The sequence below is a fragment of the uncultured Friedmanniella sp. genome (assembly GCF_964244005.1).
Taxonomy (GTDB): domain Bacteria; phylum Actinomycetota; class Actinomycetes; order Propionibacteriales; family Propionibacteriaceae; genus Microlunatus.
This window is the reverse complement of record NZ_CAXTHG010000002.1, coordinates 166872-182580: the sequence shown is the minus strand read 5'-3', so window position 1 is coordinate 182580 and position 15709 is coordinate 166872. Positions and strand designations below refer to the sequence as shown.

Here is a 15709-nt window from a genome sequence, read left to right as displayed (position 1 = left end):
TCACGACGGACGGCGACCGGTCGGAGTGGTCCCCTGCTGGCCCGTCTCCTGCTGGCCCGTCCCCTTCTCTTGGGGCTCGCGCAGGTCGGCGAAGCCGAAGTCGTCCTCGTCCTTCGGGCGCCGCCGGAGCCGCCGGGTCTGGGTCACCGCGGTCGCGGGTCCGTCGAGGGCTTTCTCGTCCTCGGTCGGCTTCTCGGTCCGCTCGCCCAGCGCGGGCTCGAGGTCCTCGAACTCGTCCTCGTCGACCGGCTCGGGACGGGCCCGGCCGCGGCCACCGGCGTTGCTGGCCCGGACCACCGCAACCCCGATGGCGGTGGTGAGCGGGACGGCCAGCACCAGCCCGATCGAGCCGACGAGGGTCCGGACGATCTCGCCGGCGAACTGCTCGGTCTGCAGCACCTGCAGCAGCGGCCGGTCGTAGACCGCGATCAGCAGCAGGACCGAGAGCGAGGCGCCGGCCGTGGCGAAGGCGATGGTGTAGACGGTGGAGGCGATGTGGTCGCGGCCGATCCGCATCGCCCGCGTGAACAGCCGCCGGCTGGCGTGCGGCCCGGAGCGGTCGCCGCCGTCGGCGAGCTCCCAGACCGCGGACGCCTGGGTGATGGTGACGTCGTTCAGCACGCCGAGACCGGCCACGATGATGCCGCACATCACCACCGACGTGAGCCTGAGGTTGGGCGCGGCCGCGGCCAGCACGTAGTCGTCCTCGGCGGCGACCCCGGTCAGGTGCGCCCAGCGGGTCGCCCCCCAGCCCAGCAGCGCGATCAGGATCAGCCCGAACAGGGTCCCCACCAGCGCGGTCGTGGTGCGGGCGCTGAAGCCGTGGGCGGCGTAGAGCACCACGAACATGATCGCCGACGAGCCGAACAGCCCGACCAGGATCGGGTTGGCCCCGGCCACCAGCGCCGGGAACATGAACTTGACCAGGATGAAGCCGGCGAACCCCAGCCCGACCAGCGAGGCGAAGCCGCGCCAGCGGGCGACCGCGACCACGACCGCGGCGAAGATCAGGGTGAGCAGCAGCAGCGGGGTGCTGCGGGAGAAGTCGGAGAACTGGTACTGGGCGGGTTGGCCGTCGGCCGGCGGCACCCGGATCAGCTTGACGTCCTGACCGACCTTGGTGCCCGAGCTGAAGACCGCGTCCGTCAGCGGCACGCTCACCGACAGGCCCTTGTCGTCGCCTTCGGTGAGGGTGGCGGTGATGGTGGCGCAGCGGTTGTCGGTGACCCCCGGCGTCGAGCCGGAGAGCCCGTCGCAGGACATCTCGGCGATGCCGGTGATCGTGGCCGTCGGATAGGTCACGCCCGGCACGCTGTAGCCCGCGACGTCGGGGTTGACCGAGGAGGAGATGTCGCCCGGCCACATGGCGATCAGCCCGACCACCGTCCAGATGGCCAGCGGGATCAGCACCCACACCAGCTTCTGCAACGCCCGCCGGTGGCGGCGCAGCTCATCAGCCGTCACGACCGGCAGCGCAGAAGCACCGCCCGGACGCGCCGGTCCAGAATGGGAGTGGGCCACGGTCTCCGCCTAGTCTTGATCGTTGTGACTGCTCCTCCGCCGGCCGCGCCCGACGACGGCCGTGCGCGCCGCGTCCGGGCCCGCCAGGGAGTTCTCGCGTCGCTCGCGCGGAGGGCGCGCGGGGATGCGAACGGCTCACAATCTAGCCGAGAACGCTGGCTCCGCCTCCTGCTGCCGGCGCTGGCGGTCGGCGCCCTCGTCGTGGCCCTGGTCGGGCTGGGCCTGCGGCTGGCTCCCGACGCCGGTGGTGCGGCCGTCCTTCCCGGGTCGCCCACGGTGGCCAGCCTGAGGACCACCGTGCCCTCACCGACCGCCCGTCGGCCCGTGGCCGCGACCCCACCGCCGCCGCCACCGAGCCGGACCGATCGCCAACGCGCGACGGGGCTGCGGGCCGACGGTACGGCCTCTCGGGTGCCAGCCCGCGGCTCGGGGCGGTTCACCAGCGCCCAGGTCAGCCGGCCGACCTCGGCGACCCGGGGCCGGCTGGTCCGCTTCGACGTGGCGGTCGAGCGTGGACTGAAGGTCGACCCCGATGAGGCGGCGCTGCTGATCGCCCGGGTGCTCGATGACGACCGCAGCTGGCGCGGCCTCGGCGCCGGACGTTTCACCCTGGTCCCGGCCGCCAGCAGAGCGGACGTGCACGCCTTTCTGGCTACGCCCGCGACAACCGACGCCCTCTGCGCGCCGCTGCTCACCCGCGGCAGGGTCTCCTGCCAGAACGGTCCGCGGGTCGTGCTCAACGCCGAACGCTGGGTGAACGGAGCCGAGGCGTACGGCGACGACACGGCCAGCTACCGGCGCTACCTGGTCAACCACGAGTTCGGGCACGCGCTGGGCCGTCAGCACGTGGCCTGCCCGGGCCGCGGCCGGCCAGCGCCGGTGATGATGCAGCAGACCAAGGGCCGGCAGGGCTGCCGTGCCAACCCGTGGCCGACGAAGACCCGCGGATGAGCGTCCCGGTCACGCGTCGGACGGGCGAGGTGACGCTGCGGCCGTGGCCCTTGGACGTGGCCCGCGCGCTGCTGGCCGGGCGGCCGCTCGACGGGGCCGAGACCGCCCGCTGGCACCCGGGCTATCCGATGACGGGCACCACGATGGCGCTCGCCGTCGCCCTCGGGGCGTACGAGGTGGACGGCCCGCTGACCGCCGCTCCGGCGTGGTGGCTGCTGCAGATCGAGCGGGACGGCGAGGTGGTCGGCGACGTCGGCTTCCACGGACCACCGGCCGGCGACGGTCCGGCCGAGGTCGAGATCGGCTACGGCGTGGTGCCGGCACTGCGCGGCCAGGGCATCGCCACCCGGGCCTGCGCCCTGGCGCTGGAGCTGGCCTGGCGCCAGGGCGCCGACACCGTGGTGGCGGGCACGGTCCCGGACAACCTCGCCTCGCGTACGGTGCTGACCCGCTGCGGCTTCTCGCTCCGGCTCGACGGGGACTTCGCGATCCGGCGACCCCGGTGAACGGGATCACCCGCCAGCTGCGGCTGGACCGGCCGGCGCTGCTGGCGCCGCTCTTCGCGCTGCACCGCCGCGGGGCGGGCGACCCGACCCACCGTCGGATCGGGGACCTGCACCTGCGGACCACCCGGACCCCGGCCGGGCCGGCGCTGCTGAAGGTCGTCGCGGTCGGCGACGAGGTCTCGGCCCGCGCGTGGGGCGAGGGGGCGGAGTGGGCGCTGGACCAGCTGCCGCGGCTGCTCGGCGAGGCCGACGACGCCGCGGGCTTCGCGCCGCGGCCCGAGCACGGGCTGCTCGTCGAGGCTTGCCGCCGGTACGGCCACTACCGCGTCGGCCGGACCGAGGCCGTCTACGAGGCCCTCGCCCCGGCCTGTATCGAACAGGTCGTCACCGGGCAGGAGGCGTTCCGAGCCTGGCGGATGCTGGTCACCGAGTTCGGCGAGCCGGCGCCGGGTCCGACGGACGACCCGGCGTCGGCGGCGTACGGGATGCGGCTGCCGCCGACCGCCGAAGCATGGGTGCGGGTGCCGAGCTGGACGTTCCTGGCCGCCGGCGTGGAGGAACGGCGCAGCCGGACGCTGGTGACCACGGCCAAGCGGGCAACCGCCCTGGAGCGGACGCTCGCCGGCCCGTTCGCCGAGGCTGACCGCGCCCTGCGCAGCCTGCCCGGCGTCGGGCCCTGGACCTCCGCCGAGGTACGGCAGCGGGCGCACGGCGACCCCGACGCGTGGAGCGTCGGGGACTACCACGTGGGCAAGAACATCAGCTTTGCCCTGACCGGGGAGGTGCTCGACGACGACGCCTGCACCGAGCTGCTCGAGCCGTACCGCGGGCACCGGTTCCGGGTGCAGGCGCTGCTCGCGCTGATGGGCGGCCCCGCCCGCCGACCTCGCCGCGGCCCCCGGATGACCCTGCCCACCCACACCCCGTACGCCACCGGCGGCCACAGCTGAGGCCGACTTGTCAGAACTCAGTTGTCCTAGAGGGCAACTGGTTTCTGACAACTCGGCTTCAGGCGAGCAGCAGGACGATCAGGACGACGTTCAGGGCGACGATCGCGGCGGCGACGACCCAGGCGACGGCGATCGTCGCGGGCCGGGTCGGAGCCAGGGCCATCAGCCGGCGGTCGCGGGCGATCCGGACGAGCGGGACCAGGGCGAACGGGATGCCAAAGCTCAGCACCACCTGGGACAGGATCAGCAGCTGGGTGGGGTCGAGCCCGACACTCAGCAGGATCAGCGCGGGGATGGTGGTGGCCAGCCGGCGCCAGATCAGCGGCACCCGGCGGTGCAGCAGACCGGCCATGATAACCGCCCCGGCGTAGCCGCCGACCGAGGTCGAGGCCAGCCCGGAGGCGAGCAGGGCGAGCGCGAAGCAGGTGGCGACGGCGCGGCCGAGCTGGTCGCCGAGGGCGGCGTGCACGGCGGGCAGGCCGTCCAGGTCCAGTCCGAAGAGGGCGCTGCCGGAGAGCAGCAGCATCCCGATGTTGACGCTGCCGGCAACCAGCATCGCCAGGATCACGTCGGCCTTCACCGAGGTCAGCACCCGGCGGGCATTGCCCGGCTGGGCGCGACCGTGCCGGTCCCGGACCAGCGCGGAGTGCAGGTAGACGGCGTGCGGCATCACGGTCGCGCCGAGCATCCCGACCGCGAGCAGCGCACTGTCGGTGCCGGCGAGCCGGGGCACCAGTCCGGCCGCTGCGGCGCCGGGGTCGGGCGGGGAGACGACCAGGCCGGCCAGGAAGCCGACGGTGACCACGGCGAGCAGCCCGACGATGACCCGTTCGAAGCTCACCTGGCCGTAGCGCTGGACGTAGAGCAGGGCGGTCGAGACGGCGGCGGTGACGACGGCACCGAGCACCAGCGGCAGCCCGACGAGCAGCTGCAGCGCCAGCGCGCCGCCGACGATCTCGGCGATGTCGGTGGCCACCGCCACCAGCTCGGCCTGGACCCAGTACGCGAGTCGGGTCCCTCGGCCGGTCCGCTGGCCGACCAGCGCCGGCAGCGACTCACCGGTGAGCCAGCCGACCTTGGCCGACAGGTACTGGACCAGGCCGGCCATCAGGGTCGCGCCGACGAGCACCCAGAGCAACAGGTAGCGGTACGAGGCGCCGGCGGTCGTGTTGGTCGCCACGTTGCCGGGGTCGACGTAGGCGACGGCGGCGACGAAGGCGGGGCCGAGCAGGCGGGTGCGCTGCAGCAGCGCGGCCGGCCGACCGGGCGCGGTCAGCAGGGCCATCCGGTCCTCGTCGCGGTCATCTCGTCCCTCTCGTGGTCCGCCGTCATCCTGTCACCGCCGAGGCGCGGCTGAGGAAAACGGAACGGCCGGGAGGCTGCAGCCCCCCGGCCGGACCGGTCATGCGATGGTGCGCCTGCTCAGTCGTGCGGTCCGGCGATCAGGCCGTGCCGGCGCTGGTGTTCACCTCGCCGTTGACGCCGGCCGGGAAGAACCCGCCCTTGGTCACCGACTTGGGGTTGAGGTAGACGATGTTCAGCACCGCACCGGGGGTCCGGCTGTAGACGATGCTGTTCTTGTCCGCGGGGACGAGGTTGCCCCGCTTCCTGTTGCCGACACCGCGGTCGTCGTCGGACTTGCCGTCGAGGCTGTCCCGTGCGTTCGAGAGCTTCTGCACCTGCGCGTAGAGGCCCTTGGCGTAGAGCGAGGTCCGGACGATGCCGGCGTGGTACGCCTCCACCGCGAGGATCCCGGCCGCAGCCTCCAGGTAGTCCGGGTTGTCGATCAGCGGAGCGGCACCCTTGTAGGCCGTGACGCCGACGTCCTCGAAGAGGAAGGCCGCGAGCAGGAAGTTGTTCTCGTTGGCGAACGGGTCGAAGGTCTGGTGGGAGTTGATCAGACCAGCCGCCCGGGCCGCCGCGGTAAAGCTCGCCTTGAGGTCGATCTTCGGACGGGAGACCGCCGCCGAGCCGAGCGCCGTGCGCAGGAACTCGACGTGGTTGAGCTCGTCCTCGGCGATCTCACGGGCGTACTGCGCGACCGACTTGCTCTTGAACGGCACCTTGTGACCACCGGTGACGCCACCCCGCGCGCCCTTTCCGCTGGTGGAGGCAGACGGAACGCCCCACCCGTAGTAGGCGTGCAGGTAGAACTCCGCCTCGAGGTACTCCAGGTTGAGCGCGAAGTTCAGGATCGCGCTGTCGCTGGGGCCACCGGCGCGGGGGGCCGCTGCGGCTTTCTGGCTGCCGGCGCCGCTGAGGGCGGTCGCGCCGACGACACCGAGACCGGCCAGGCCGGCCTGACGCAGGAAGACCCGACGGTCCGCCTCGTTCTCCGCGCTGCGGTTGATCATGTCAACCACGACTTTCTTTCCGAACATGCTGCTCCTCGTGCTGAGGGTGGTGCTCCGAGGACCCGCCACCGGCGGCGCCCGGAGGATGCGGAGCGCATCAGCAGGGCAGGAGAGCTCGCCGGACGGCCACAGGAACGTCGTCGTCCGGAAAGAACCGCAGGTCACGTGAAGCAGGCCGGATGGGCAGGCTGGGACTTGACGGCCCCCGAATCCGTTCGCTCTACGTCCGGTTCGGAACAGCTGTACCGATGGATGGCCCGATCTGAGAGAAAGGTCGAGCAGTACTCAGTCTCGTCCGACGTCACGCCGTCCTCAGGCGGGCAGGGACGGCTCGAGGTCGCGCGCGGGCTCGGGGGGGCTGAGTCGGGCGAGGCCCTCCAGCGTGGTCGCGCCGGGCAGCTGGATGGTGAACTCAGCGCCTCCCTGGGCGGACCGGCTCGCCCGCACCCAGCCGCCGTGCCGGGTGACCGCCTGCGCGACGATCGACAGCCCCAGGCCGGTGCCGGGGGTGTTGCGCGCGGTCTCCGCGCGGAAGAAGCGGTCGAACACGTACGGCAGGTCGGCCTCGGCGATGCCGGGGCCCTGGTCGGCCACCCGCAGCCGACCACCCTCCAGCTGGACCCGGACGGTGCCGCCCGGCGGGCTCCACTTGACGGCGTTGTCGAGCAGGTTGGTGACGGCGCGCTCGAGGTTGTCGGCCTCGCCGACCACCCAGAACGGGTTCAGCTCGACGTCGAAGGAGATGCCCGGTCCGCGGCGGCGCACCCGTTGCAGGGCGGAGGTGATCACGGTCCGGAAGTCGATCGGCTCCGGCGACGGGGCGACCGCGTCCTCGCGCGCGAGCTGCACCAGGTCCCCCACCAGCGAACCGAACTCGGCCAGCTGGGCGTTGACGTCGGCCAGGATCTCGATCCGGTCGGCTTGGGAGAGCATGCCGGTGCTGGCGTCGGCCGAGAGCAGCTCGAGGTTGGTCCGCATGCTCGTCAGCGGCGTCCGCAGCTCGTGCCCGGCGTCAGCGATCAGCTGTCGTTGGCGCTCGCGGGAGGTACGCAGCGAGCTGAGCATCCGGTTGAACGCGTCGGCCAGCAGCGCCAGGTCGCCGGTGGCACTGATCGCGATGGGGTGCAGGTCGTCGGTCTCGGTAACGTGCTCGACGGCGGCCGACAGGGCCCGGACGGGGCGCAGGCTCGAGCGGGCGATGGTCGCGCCGGCGATGGCGGCCAGCAGGATGCCCGAACCGCCGAAGATGACCAGCGTCAGCCCGACCGAGGCGAGGGTGGCGTTGGTCGGGGCCAGCGGACGGCCGAGGACCAGCGCGTAGTTGCCCAGCTGGGTCATCGGCACCGAGACGATCCGGTACTGCTGACCGTCGGTGGAGACCCCGTTGCGGGCGGAGGCGCCCCGCTGGACCTTGGCCACGGCCAGCTCGTGCGACCCCAGCACGAGGTGGTCCTGCTCGTCGGGCACGTAGAAGATCGTCCCGTCCGCACGGACGGCGGCGACGCTGACGTCACCCGCGCGCAGCGCGCGCTCGGTCAGCCCGCCCAGGTTGCGGATGTCGTTGGCCACCGGCACGGCCAGCGTGCTGGTGACGCCGATCAGCTCGTCGTCCAACGCGCGGTACAGCGACACCCGCAACGTGACGTACGCGGCCACGCCGGTGGCGGCGACCGCGAGCGCGACCGCCACGGTCGTCAGCAGAAACACCCGGCGCTGCAGCGGAAAGCTCCGCAACCACGCCCTCAGTGCCGCCGGCACCTACGCCTCCTGAGCCTGTCGAACGGCGAGCAGCTCGATCACGGCGGGGTCTCGCGCAGCACGTACCCGACGCCGCGCACGGTGTGGATCAGCCGCGGCTCGTCCCCGACCTCGGTCTTGCGGCGCAGGTAGCCGATGTAGACCTCGAGGGAGTTGGCGGTGGTGGGGAAGTCGAAGCCCCACACCTCGTTCAACAGCCAGCTGCGCTCCAGCACCCGACGGGGGTGCTGCAGGAAGGCCTCCAGCAGGGCGAACTCGGTCCGGGTGAGACTGATCGCCCGGGAGCCGCGCAGCACCTCCCGGGTCGAGGTGTTGAGCACCAGGTCGGCAAAGGACAGGTTGGACGTCGACGGGTCGCTCGACTCGGCGACGGTGCCGGCCCGCCGTACGAGCGCCCGTAGCCGGGCCAACAGCTCGTCCAGCGCAAAGGGCTTGACCATGTAGTCGTCGCTGCCGGCGTCGAGCCCGTCGACCCGGTCGCCCACGGCGTCGCGGGCGGTGAGCACCAGGATCGGGACGTCGTTACCGGCTGAGCGCAGCATCCGCGTCGTCTCCAGCCCGTCGAGCCGCGGCATCATCACGTCCATGATCACCGCGTCCGGTCGGACGGCCGCCAGCCGGGCCAGCGCCTGCACCCCGTCCTCGGCCACGCTCACCTCGTAGCCGTTGTACTCCAGCGACCGCTTGAGGGAGTCCCGGACGGCTTGGTCGTCGTCGACGACAAGGATGTGCATGCGGCCAGCGTAACGGCGTCGAGTGAGTCTCGGCCCTCGTCGGAGCGCGTCCGGCGCGACGCGTGAGCGTCAGGAAGACGTGGTGCCGCCCGGCGGACGCCTCTCGGCGAGTGGCCGCTCGTAGCGGCGAAGGGGTGAGGCCCGGGGGTACGCGCCGGACGGCACGAGACACAACGGCCGCGGCCGTCGCTTATTCCCTTTCGTTGCCTCTCAGCAGAAGAACGCCGCTGCGGCTCGATCTGCTGAGCTGGCGGCCGATGACCGCTCAGCCGCGGGCCGCGGGCGGCCCGGCGGTCACCCGGGTGATCGCCAGCACCAGCCGTTCCAGGGTGGGGGCGGCGGCGTCACCGAGAAAGAGCGACGAGATCTGCGCGTGCTGGTGGGCGGCGCTCAACATGTCGATGGCTTCGTCCAGGGGCACCACGAACTCGAGGCCGACCGCGGCGAGAGCGCCGCTGATCAACCCGGTGAGCTGGGAGTTGCAGGCCTCGACGAAGGCCGCGTACGGGGCGCGGAGGCCGGGCACCCGGGCGGCGTGCAGCATCAGCTCCTGCTCCACCAGGATGGCGTCACGGCTGTCCCGGCCGGGCCCGGCGTTCCGACTGCGGTCCGCGAAGCGGGTCAGCGCCAGCGACAACCGCTCCTCCGGCGTCGCCTCGGCGGGGATCGCGGCCAGGTCGGCGATCGACTGCTCGGCCGCCGCGTACTGGGCGGCGATCGCAGCCTCGATCAGCGCGAGGACCAGGGCGTCCTTGTCGGCGAAGTTGGAGTAGAAGGCCCCGCGGGTAAAGCCGGCCGCCTCACAGATCTCCTCGACGCTGGAGCCGATGATGCCCCGCTCGGCGAAGACGGCCGTCGCGGCCACCATCAGCCGGTCGCGGGTCTGCGCCCGCCGAGCGCTCACCGGGGGCGCCTCAGGATTGAGGACCGAGGTCTGGTCGGGGGTCAACGCTGGCCTCCAGGATCGACACGTCGAGCGCATCCGGGTTTGGATACGTAAATGTATTGGATACAGTACTGTATCCGGCGGGGATGGTCCCCGCACGACTGCTGAGGAGATCCGTGTCCTCGTTCCTGTACGGCCTCGGCCGCGCGGCCTTCCGGCACCGGCTGCGCGCGCTCCTGCTCTGGCTGGGGGCGCTGGTGGTGCTGAGCGGCATGACGCTGGCCGTCCACGGGGACTTCGACGAGAAGTTCAGCGTGCCGGGCACGGAGTCGCAGACGGCCCTGGACTCTCTGGGACGGACGTTCCCCCAGGCCGGTGGCACCACCGCCCAGGTCGTGGTGGTGACCCCGGAGGGCAGCAGCGTCCGCGACGCCGCCGCCCGGAAGGCCATCACCGCCAGCGTCAAGCGCTTCGACGACGTGGCCCAGATCGACGACGCGACCTCACCGTTCGACAAGTACGCCAAGGGCGTGATCGCCCCCGACAACCGGGCCGCGATCATCTCGATCCGCTTCGACGTCAGCCTGCCTGACATCAAGCCGAGCACGTTCGACGCGCTGAACGCGGAAACGGCCGCCCTGCAGGCGTCGATTCCGGGCTCGCAGGCCTCGATCGGCGGCGACGCCTACTCCAGCACCACGGCCGGGGTCAGCCTGGTCGAGGGTCTCGGCGTGGTGATCGCGCTGATCGTGCTGTTCTTCACCCTCGGTTCGCTCCGGGCCGCCGGCATGCCGCTGATCACCGCCCTGCTCGGGGTCGCGCTCACCATGGTGCTGATCTTCGGGGCCACCGGTGTCGCCACGGTCTCCTCGACCACGCCGCTGCTGGCCCTGATGCTCGGCCTCGCCGTCGGGATCGACTACGCCCTCTTCATCACCTCCCGGCACCGCGACCAGCTGCGCGACGGGATGGAGCCGGAGGAGTCGGTAGCCCGCGCGGTCGCGACCTCCGGGTCGGCGGTGGTCTTCGCCGGGATGACGGTGATGATCGCCCTGTGCGGCCTCGCCGTGGCGCGGATCCCGTTCCTGACCACCATGGGTGTGGCCGCCGCCGTCGGGGTGGCGATCGCGGTGCTGATCGCCCTCACGCTGCTGCCGGCGCTGCTCGGCTTTGCAGGCGAGCGACTGCGGCCCAAACCGCGGAAGGTGCTCACCGTCAAGGCCGCCGCCCGGGCGGCGAACCGGCCGCCCCGGCTGGGCCTGGCCCGTCGTTGGGTGCGGCTGGTCACCAAGGTGCCGATCATCACCGTGGTCCTCGTGGTCGTGGGGCTCGGCGCGATGACCTGGCCGGCTCAGGACCTGCGGATCGCCCTGCCCACCAACGGCACCGCTGACCCGGGTACGCCGGGCCGGGTGACGTACGACCTGATCAGCGACCACTTCGGTCTCGGCTACAACGGCCCGCTGATCGTCTCGGCGACCATCGTCGGCTCGAACGACCCGCTCGGGGTGATGGACGGGATCGCCGACGAGCTGCGCGAGCTGCCCGGGGTGGCCAGCGTGCCGTTGGCGACGCCGAACGAGGACGCCGACACCGGGATCATCCAGGTCATCCCCACCACCGGTCCGGACACGACCGAGACCAAGGACCTGGTGCGCCGGATCCGTGCGCTCGAGCCGCACTTCGCCGCGGAGTACGACGTGCCGACCTACGTGACCGGCTTCACCGCGGTGGCGATCGACGTCTCCGACCGGCTGGGCGCCGCACTGCTGCCGTTCGGCATCTTGGTGGTCGGGCTCTCGCTGGTCCTGCTCGCCATGGTGTTCCGCTCGGTCGCGGTGCCGCTGAAGGCGACGATCGGCTACCTGCTCAGCGTGGGGGCGGCGTTCGGCGCCACCGCCGCGGTCTTCGAGTGGGGGTGGTTCGGCTCGCTGCTGAACGTCCAGCAGACCGCCCCGGTGATCAGCTTTCTGCCCATCTTGTTGATGGGCATCCTGTTCGGCCTGGCCATGGACTACGAGGTGTTCCTGGTCTCGCGGATCCGCGAGGAGTTCGTCCACTCCCAACGCACATCGGCCTCCGGTCGGGGTGACGCGCCACGGGCGATCGAGGAAGGGTTCGTGGCCTCGTCCCGGGTCGTCGTCGCCGCCGCGATCATCATGTTCGGGGTCTTCGCCGCCTTCGTGCCCGACGGCGAGGGGCCGATCAAGACCATCGGCTTCGGCCTGGCGGTCGGGGTGTTCGTCGACGCGTTCATCGTCCGGATGACCCTGGTGCCCGCTGTGCTCGCGCTGCTGGGCCGCTCGGCGTGGTGGCTGCCGCGCTGGATCGACCGGCGGCTGCCCTCGTTCGACGTCGAGGGCGAGGGGCTCACCCACCAGACCTCGCTCGCCGCCTGGCCCAGCGCCGACGACCCGCACGTGCTGGCCGCGGAAGGTCTCGACCTCGGGACCGGTCCCGCGGTGGCCCTCACCGCGCTGCCCGGCGAGGTGGTCGTCGTCGACGGCGCCGCGCACAGCGGCAAGACCGCGCTGCTGCTGAGCCTGAGCGGTCGGATGCGGCTACGGGCGACCGCCGACACCCGGGTCAAGATCGCGGGCCTGGTGCTGCCGGAACAGGCGGTGGCCGTCCGCCGTAGCGCCGGCTACCTCGACTGCCGCCAGCCCGACCTGCGCCGCGAGCTCGCGGCCGTGCTGCGGGCCAAGCCGGCGGTGATCTTCGTCGACCATGCCGACCTGCTCACCGACCACGACGACCGGGCGGCGCTGGCCAGCCTGCTGGACGACCTCCTGGTCGGCACCAGCTCGGCGGCCGTCGTGCTCGGCGTCCGGGACCGTGAGCTGGTCGCCGACCTGCTCCCGCCCCGCTACTCCGTCCTCACCCTCGACGCGCCCCCCGCAGCAAACCCCACGGCGCTCGCCCCCACGGCGGCGCAGCCGCACCCGCTCCCCCAGTCCCGCTGACTCCAGCCAGGAAGATCGTCATGTACTCCCTCGAACGCGCCTCCAGCACCTCACGGGTGGGCCTGTGGTCGGTGCTCGGCCTCGTCCTGGTCCCGCTCCTGGTGGCTGCCGGCTTCCTCTGGGCCACCTGGGACTCCAGCACCCGGCTCGACCGGGTGCAGGCCGCGGTGGTCAACCTCGACGACCCGGTCAAGCTGCAGGGCCAGACCGTTCCGCTCGGCCGCCAGCTGGCGGGCGGGCTGGTCGCCGGCAACGTCGACCAGAACTTCGACTGGGTGCTGACCGACGAGGCCGACGCGAGCGCCGGGCTGAGTTCGGGTGCGTACGCCGCCGTGGTCACGATCCCCAAGACCTTCTCGGCGCGGGCCACCTCGTTCTCGCGTAGCGACCCGGCCGACATGCGCGCCGCCACCATCGGCGTGCAGACCTCGGACGTCGCCGGCATCTCCGACCCCGTCGTCGGCCAGGCCATCACCGCCGCCGCGACCAAGGTGCTCAACACCTCACTGACACGTGAGTACCTGCAGAACATCTACCTGGGCTTCAACAGCCTCAGCAAGCAGTTCGGGACGGTCGCCGACGCTTCCGGCAAGCTCACCGACGGCACCGACAAGCTGGCTGAGGGCCTCGACGGGGTCAGCTCCGGTACGGGGGACCTCGCCGACGGGCTCGACCAGCTCGGCACCGGCGCCGGTCAGCTCGCCACCGGCACCCAGGGCCTCGCCACCGGCACCACCCGGCTCGCCGACGGCCTGGACAAGCTCGCCGACGGCGCCGCCAAGGTCCCGCCGGGTGCGCGGAAGCTCGCGAAGGGCAGCCAGCAGGCGGCCGACGGCGCTGACCAGCTGGCCGACGGGATGAAGGGGATCGCCGGCGGCCTGGCGACGTACCAGAAGGCGCTGCGGACCCAAGCCGCGCAGCAGGCGAAGGTGCCGCCGCCCGCGACCGGTGGTCAGCTGCCGTGCCCGACCACCGAGCCGGCCCTCACGGCAGCGCAGTGCCAGGTCGTGCTGCAGACCATCGGGGCCGTGGCGCAGCAGGCGGGCAAGTCCGCCGGGGCGTACGCCGGTGCGCAGGGTGCGGCCAAGGCGCTAGAGGGCGCCGCCGCCGGACTGAGCACCAAGGACCCGAAGACCGGCCAGAGCCTGATCGGCGGCGCGAACGCGCTGGCCGACGGCCAGGCCAAGGCGGCGAAGGGGCTGCAGCAGCTGGCGGACGGGACCGACTCGCTGGCGGACGGGCTGAAGCCGCTGGCCAAGGGCATCCGCTCCAGCGCGGACGGGACGGCCACGCTGGCGTCCGGCGCGGAGGACCTGAGCACGGCCACGACCCAGCTCGCGACGGGCACCAAGCAGTCCGCGACCGGCGCGGCCAAGCTCGCGGACGGCACCGACCAGCTGGCCGACGGGGCGCACAAGCTCGCCGACGGTTCGCAGAAGCTGTCCGACGGCCTGGCCAAGGGCGCAAAGGCGGTACCGACGTACGACAAGACGACGCGCCAGAAGCTGTCCTCGGTCGTCACCACCCCCGTCTCGTCCAAGGCGCCCACGTCAGCGTTCTCCAACGTCACCACCACGACCTTCCTGGCGGTGCTGGCGCTCTGGCTCGGCGCCCTGGCCAGCTATCTGGTGTTGCGGGCGGTCTCGGCCCGGGTGGTCTCCTCGATGAAGCCGTCCTGGCGGCTGTCGGCCGAGGGTCTGCTGCCCGGTGCGGTGATCGGCGCTGTGCAGGCCATCGCGCTGGCGGTGGTGCTGCAGCTGCTGCTGCACCTGTCCGCCGGCCGGGCCGTCGAGCTGGGGTCGTTCGCGGTGCTGACGGCGCTCGCCTTCGTCGCGCTGAACCACGCGCTGGTCGCCTGGTTCGGTGGCGTCGGCCGCTTCGTCTCGGTGGCGCTGGTGGTGGTCGGAGCCGCAGGGGCGGTCACCTCGGCGGTACCGGAGAGCTTTGACGCGCTGCGTCCGTTCCTGCCCCTGACCCCAGCGCTGGACGGCTTCCGGGCCATCGCCAGCGGCGGTGCGGGGGCTGGCGCCGCGGCCGCCCTGCTCGGCGCCTGGCTGGTCCTCGGTCTGGTCGCCGGGGTCGTCGCCGTCGCCCGCCGCCGGGTCGTCGCCCCGCTGGTGGCGCCCCTGCCCGCCTGACGCAGAGCCGACTTGTCAGAACTCAGTTGTCCTATGGGACAACTCAGTTCTGACAGGTCGGGGTTATCAGTGCAGCGCGCGAACGCGGTCGAGGACGCCTGGCATGGCGGCCTCGACGGTGGCGAGGGTGTCCTCGAAGCCGGCGGCCGAGCCGTACCAGGGGTCGGGAACGCCGGAACCGGGCTCGGCGTCCGGGTCGTGGTCGGTGAGCAGGCTCAGGTTGGTCGCGCCGGGCGCCATCGCCAGCACCTTGCGGACGTGGATGTCCTCCATCGCGATCACCAGGTCGGCGGCCTCGATCTCGTCCGCATCGATCTGGTGGGCGCGGTGGTCGCCGCTGCGATAGCCGTGGTCGCGCAGCACGGCGGCGGCCCGGCGGTCCATCGGCCGACCGAGCTCCTCGGTGCTGGTGGCCGCGCTGGTGAACACGACGTCGGTCAGCCCCGCCTCGGCCGCCTGCCGTTCGGCGACCCGTTCGGCGATCGGGGAGCGGCAGATGTTGCCCCAGCAGACGAACACGACCCGGACGGGCACGGCACGGGCCTCAGGCACGACGGCGGTCGCTTCGGCGGTCAGGCACGAACGCGTTCAGGAAAAAGCTGACGACCGAGACGATCAGCGCGCCGAAGACGGCCGTCCCGAAGCCGTCGACGAACCAGCCGAGGTCGACCCGGGTCGAGATCCACGAGGTGAGCAGCAGCATCAGCGCGTTGATGACGATCAGGAACAGCCCGAGGGTGAGCAGCACCAGGGGCACCGTCACCAGGGTGAAGATCGGCTTGACCACAGCATTGACCACGCCGAAGATCAGCGCGACGACCAGCAGGGTCACGACCTTGCCCGAAGTCGTCGGCTCGGTCAGCCGGATGCCGGTGAGCAGGAAGGTGGCCACGGCCAACGCGGCAGCGTTGGCGAGGAGCCGGAGGATCAGTCGCATGCACCAAGGGT

General features: G+C 72.3%; 13 protein-coding genes. 5 read left to right on the top strand and 8 right to left on the bottom strand.

Annotated elements, in window-relative coordinates; all coding sequences use genetic code 11:
* A complete protein-coding gene (locus ACFE76_RS02210) occupies positions 1-1521 on the bottom strand; it encodes a YibE/F family protein (protein WP_375430093.1) in 1521 nt (506 codons plus the stop codon).
* Between the two features lie 24 nt (positions 1522-1545).
* On the opposite strand from ACFE76_RS02210, the gene ACFE76_RS02205 reads away from it, so the two are divergent.
* Genes ACFE76_RS02205 through ACFE76_RS02195 form a run of 3 tightly spaced genes read left to right on the top strand, consistent with a single transcriptional unit; the run spans position 1546 to position 3928 of the window.
* Entirely contained in the window at positions 1546-2472 is a 927-nt protein-coding gene (locus ACFE76_RS02205) for a DUF3152 domain-containing protein (protein ID WP_375430092.1), read from the top strand.
* Positions 2469-2978 (top strand): GNAT family N-acetyltransferase, encoded by a 510-nt coding sequence (locus tag ACFE76_RS02200; protein ID WP_375430091.1) that lies wholly within the window; start codon positions 2469-2471, stop codon positions 2976-2978. The genes ACFE76_RS02205 and ACFE76_RS02200 overlap by 4 nt, the downstream gene beginning before the upstream one ends.
* A complete protein-coding gene (locus ACFE76_RS02195; RefSeq protein ID WP_375430090.1) occupies positions 2975-3928 on the top strand; it encodes a DNA-3-methyladenine glycosylase family protein in 954 nt (317 codons plus the stop codon). Before ACFE76_RS02200 ends, ACFE76_RS02195 begins: the two co-directional genes overlap by 4 nt.
* 58 nt (positions 3929-3986) lie before the next feature.
* On the opposite strand, the gene ACFE76_RS02190 is transcribed toward ACFE76_RS02195, so the two are convergent.
* The 5 genes from ACFE76_RS02190 to ACFE76_RS02170 form a co-directional block, all read right to left on the bottom strand.
* The gene (locus tag ACFE76_RS02190) at positions 3987-5213 is read right to left on the bottom strand and encodes an Nramp family divalent metal transporter (protein ID WP_375430089.1); all 1227 of its coding nucleotides are present in this window, start codon (positions 5211-5213) and stop codon (positions 3987-3989) included.
* Between the two features lie 157 nt (positions 5214-5370).
* Positions 5371-6309, bottom strand: a complete 939-nt coding sequence (locus ACFE76_RS02185) for a ferritin-like domain-containing protein (protein ID WP_375430088.1) — start codon at positions 6307-6309, stop codon at positions 5371-5373.
* Between the two features lie 285 nt (positions 6310-6594).
* Positions 6595-8040, bottom strand: coding sequence for an ATP-binding protein (locus tag ACFE76_RS02180; protein ID WP_375430087.1), 1446 nt, complete (start codon positions 8038-8040; stop codon positions 6595-6597).
* Between the two features lie 38 nt (positions 8041-8078).
* A complete protein-coding gene (locus ACFE76_RS02175; protein WP_375430086.1) occupies positions 8079-8774 on the bottom strand; it encodes a response regulator transcription factor in 696 nt (231 codons plus the stop codon).
* A 265-nt stretch (positions 8775-9039) separates the two neighbouring features.
* Entirely contained in the window at positions 9040-9678 is a 639-nt protein-coding gene (locus tag ACFE76_RS02170) for a TetR/AcrR family transcriptional regulator (RefSeq protein WP_375430085.1), read from the bottom strand.
* Positions 9679-9806: 128 nt separating this feature from the next.
* On the opposite strand from ACFE76_RS02170, the gene ACFE76_RS02165 reads away from it, so the two are divergent.
* Together ACFE76_RS02165 and ACFE76_RS02160 are read left to right on the top strand one after the other, a co-directional pair.
* On the top strand, positions 9807-12623 hold the full coding sequence (locus ACFE76_RS02165; protein WP_375430084.1) for an MMPL family transporter: 2817 nt from the start codon (positions 9807-9809) through the stop codon (positions 12621-12623).
* A gap of 20 nt (positions 12624-12643) precedes the next feature.
* Positions 12644-14761 (top strand): YhgE/Pip family protein, encoded by a 2118-nt coding sequence (locus tag ACFE76_RS02160; protein ID WP_375430083.1) that lies wholly within the window; start codon positions 12644-12646, stop codon positions 14759-14761.
* 66 nt (positions 14762-14827) lie between these two features.
* On the opposite strand, the gene ACFE76_RS02155 is transcribed toward ACFE76_RS02160, so the two are convergent.
* A complete protein-coding gene (locus ACFE76_RS02155) occupies positions 14828-15295 on the bottom strand; it encodes a low molecular weight protein-tyrosine-phosphatase (RefSeq protein ID WP_375430082.1) in 468 nt (155 codons plus the stop codon).
* 10 nt (positions 15296-15305) lie between these two features.
* The gene (locus tag ACFE76_RS02150) at positions 15306-15698 is read right to left on the bottom strand and encodes a phage holin family protein (protein ID WP_375430081.1); all 393 of its coding nucleotides are present in this window, start codon (positions 15696-15698) and stop codon (positions 15306-15308) included.
* Positions 15699-15709: the final 11 nt, after the last annotated feature.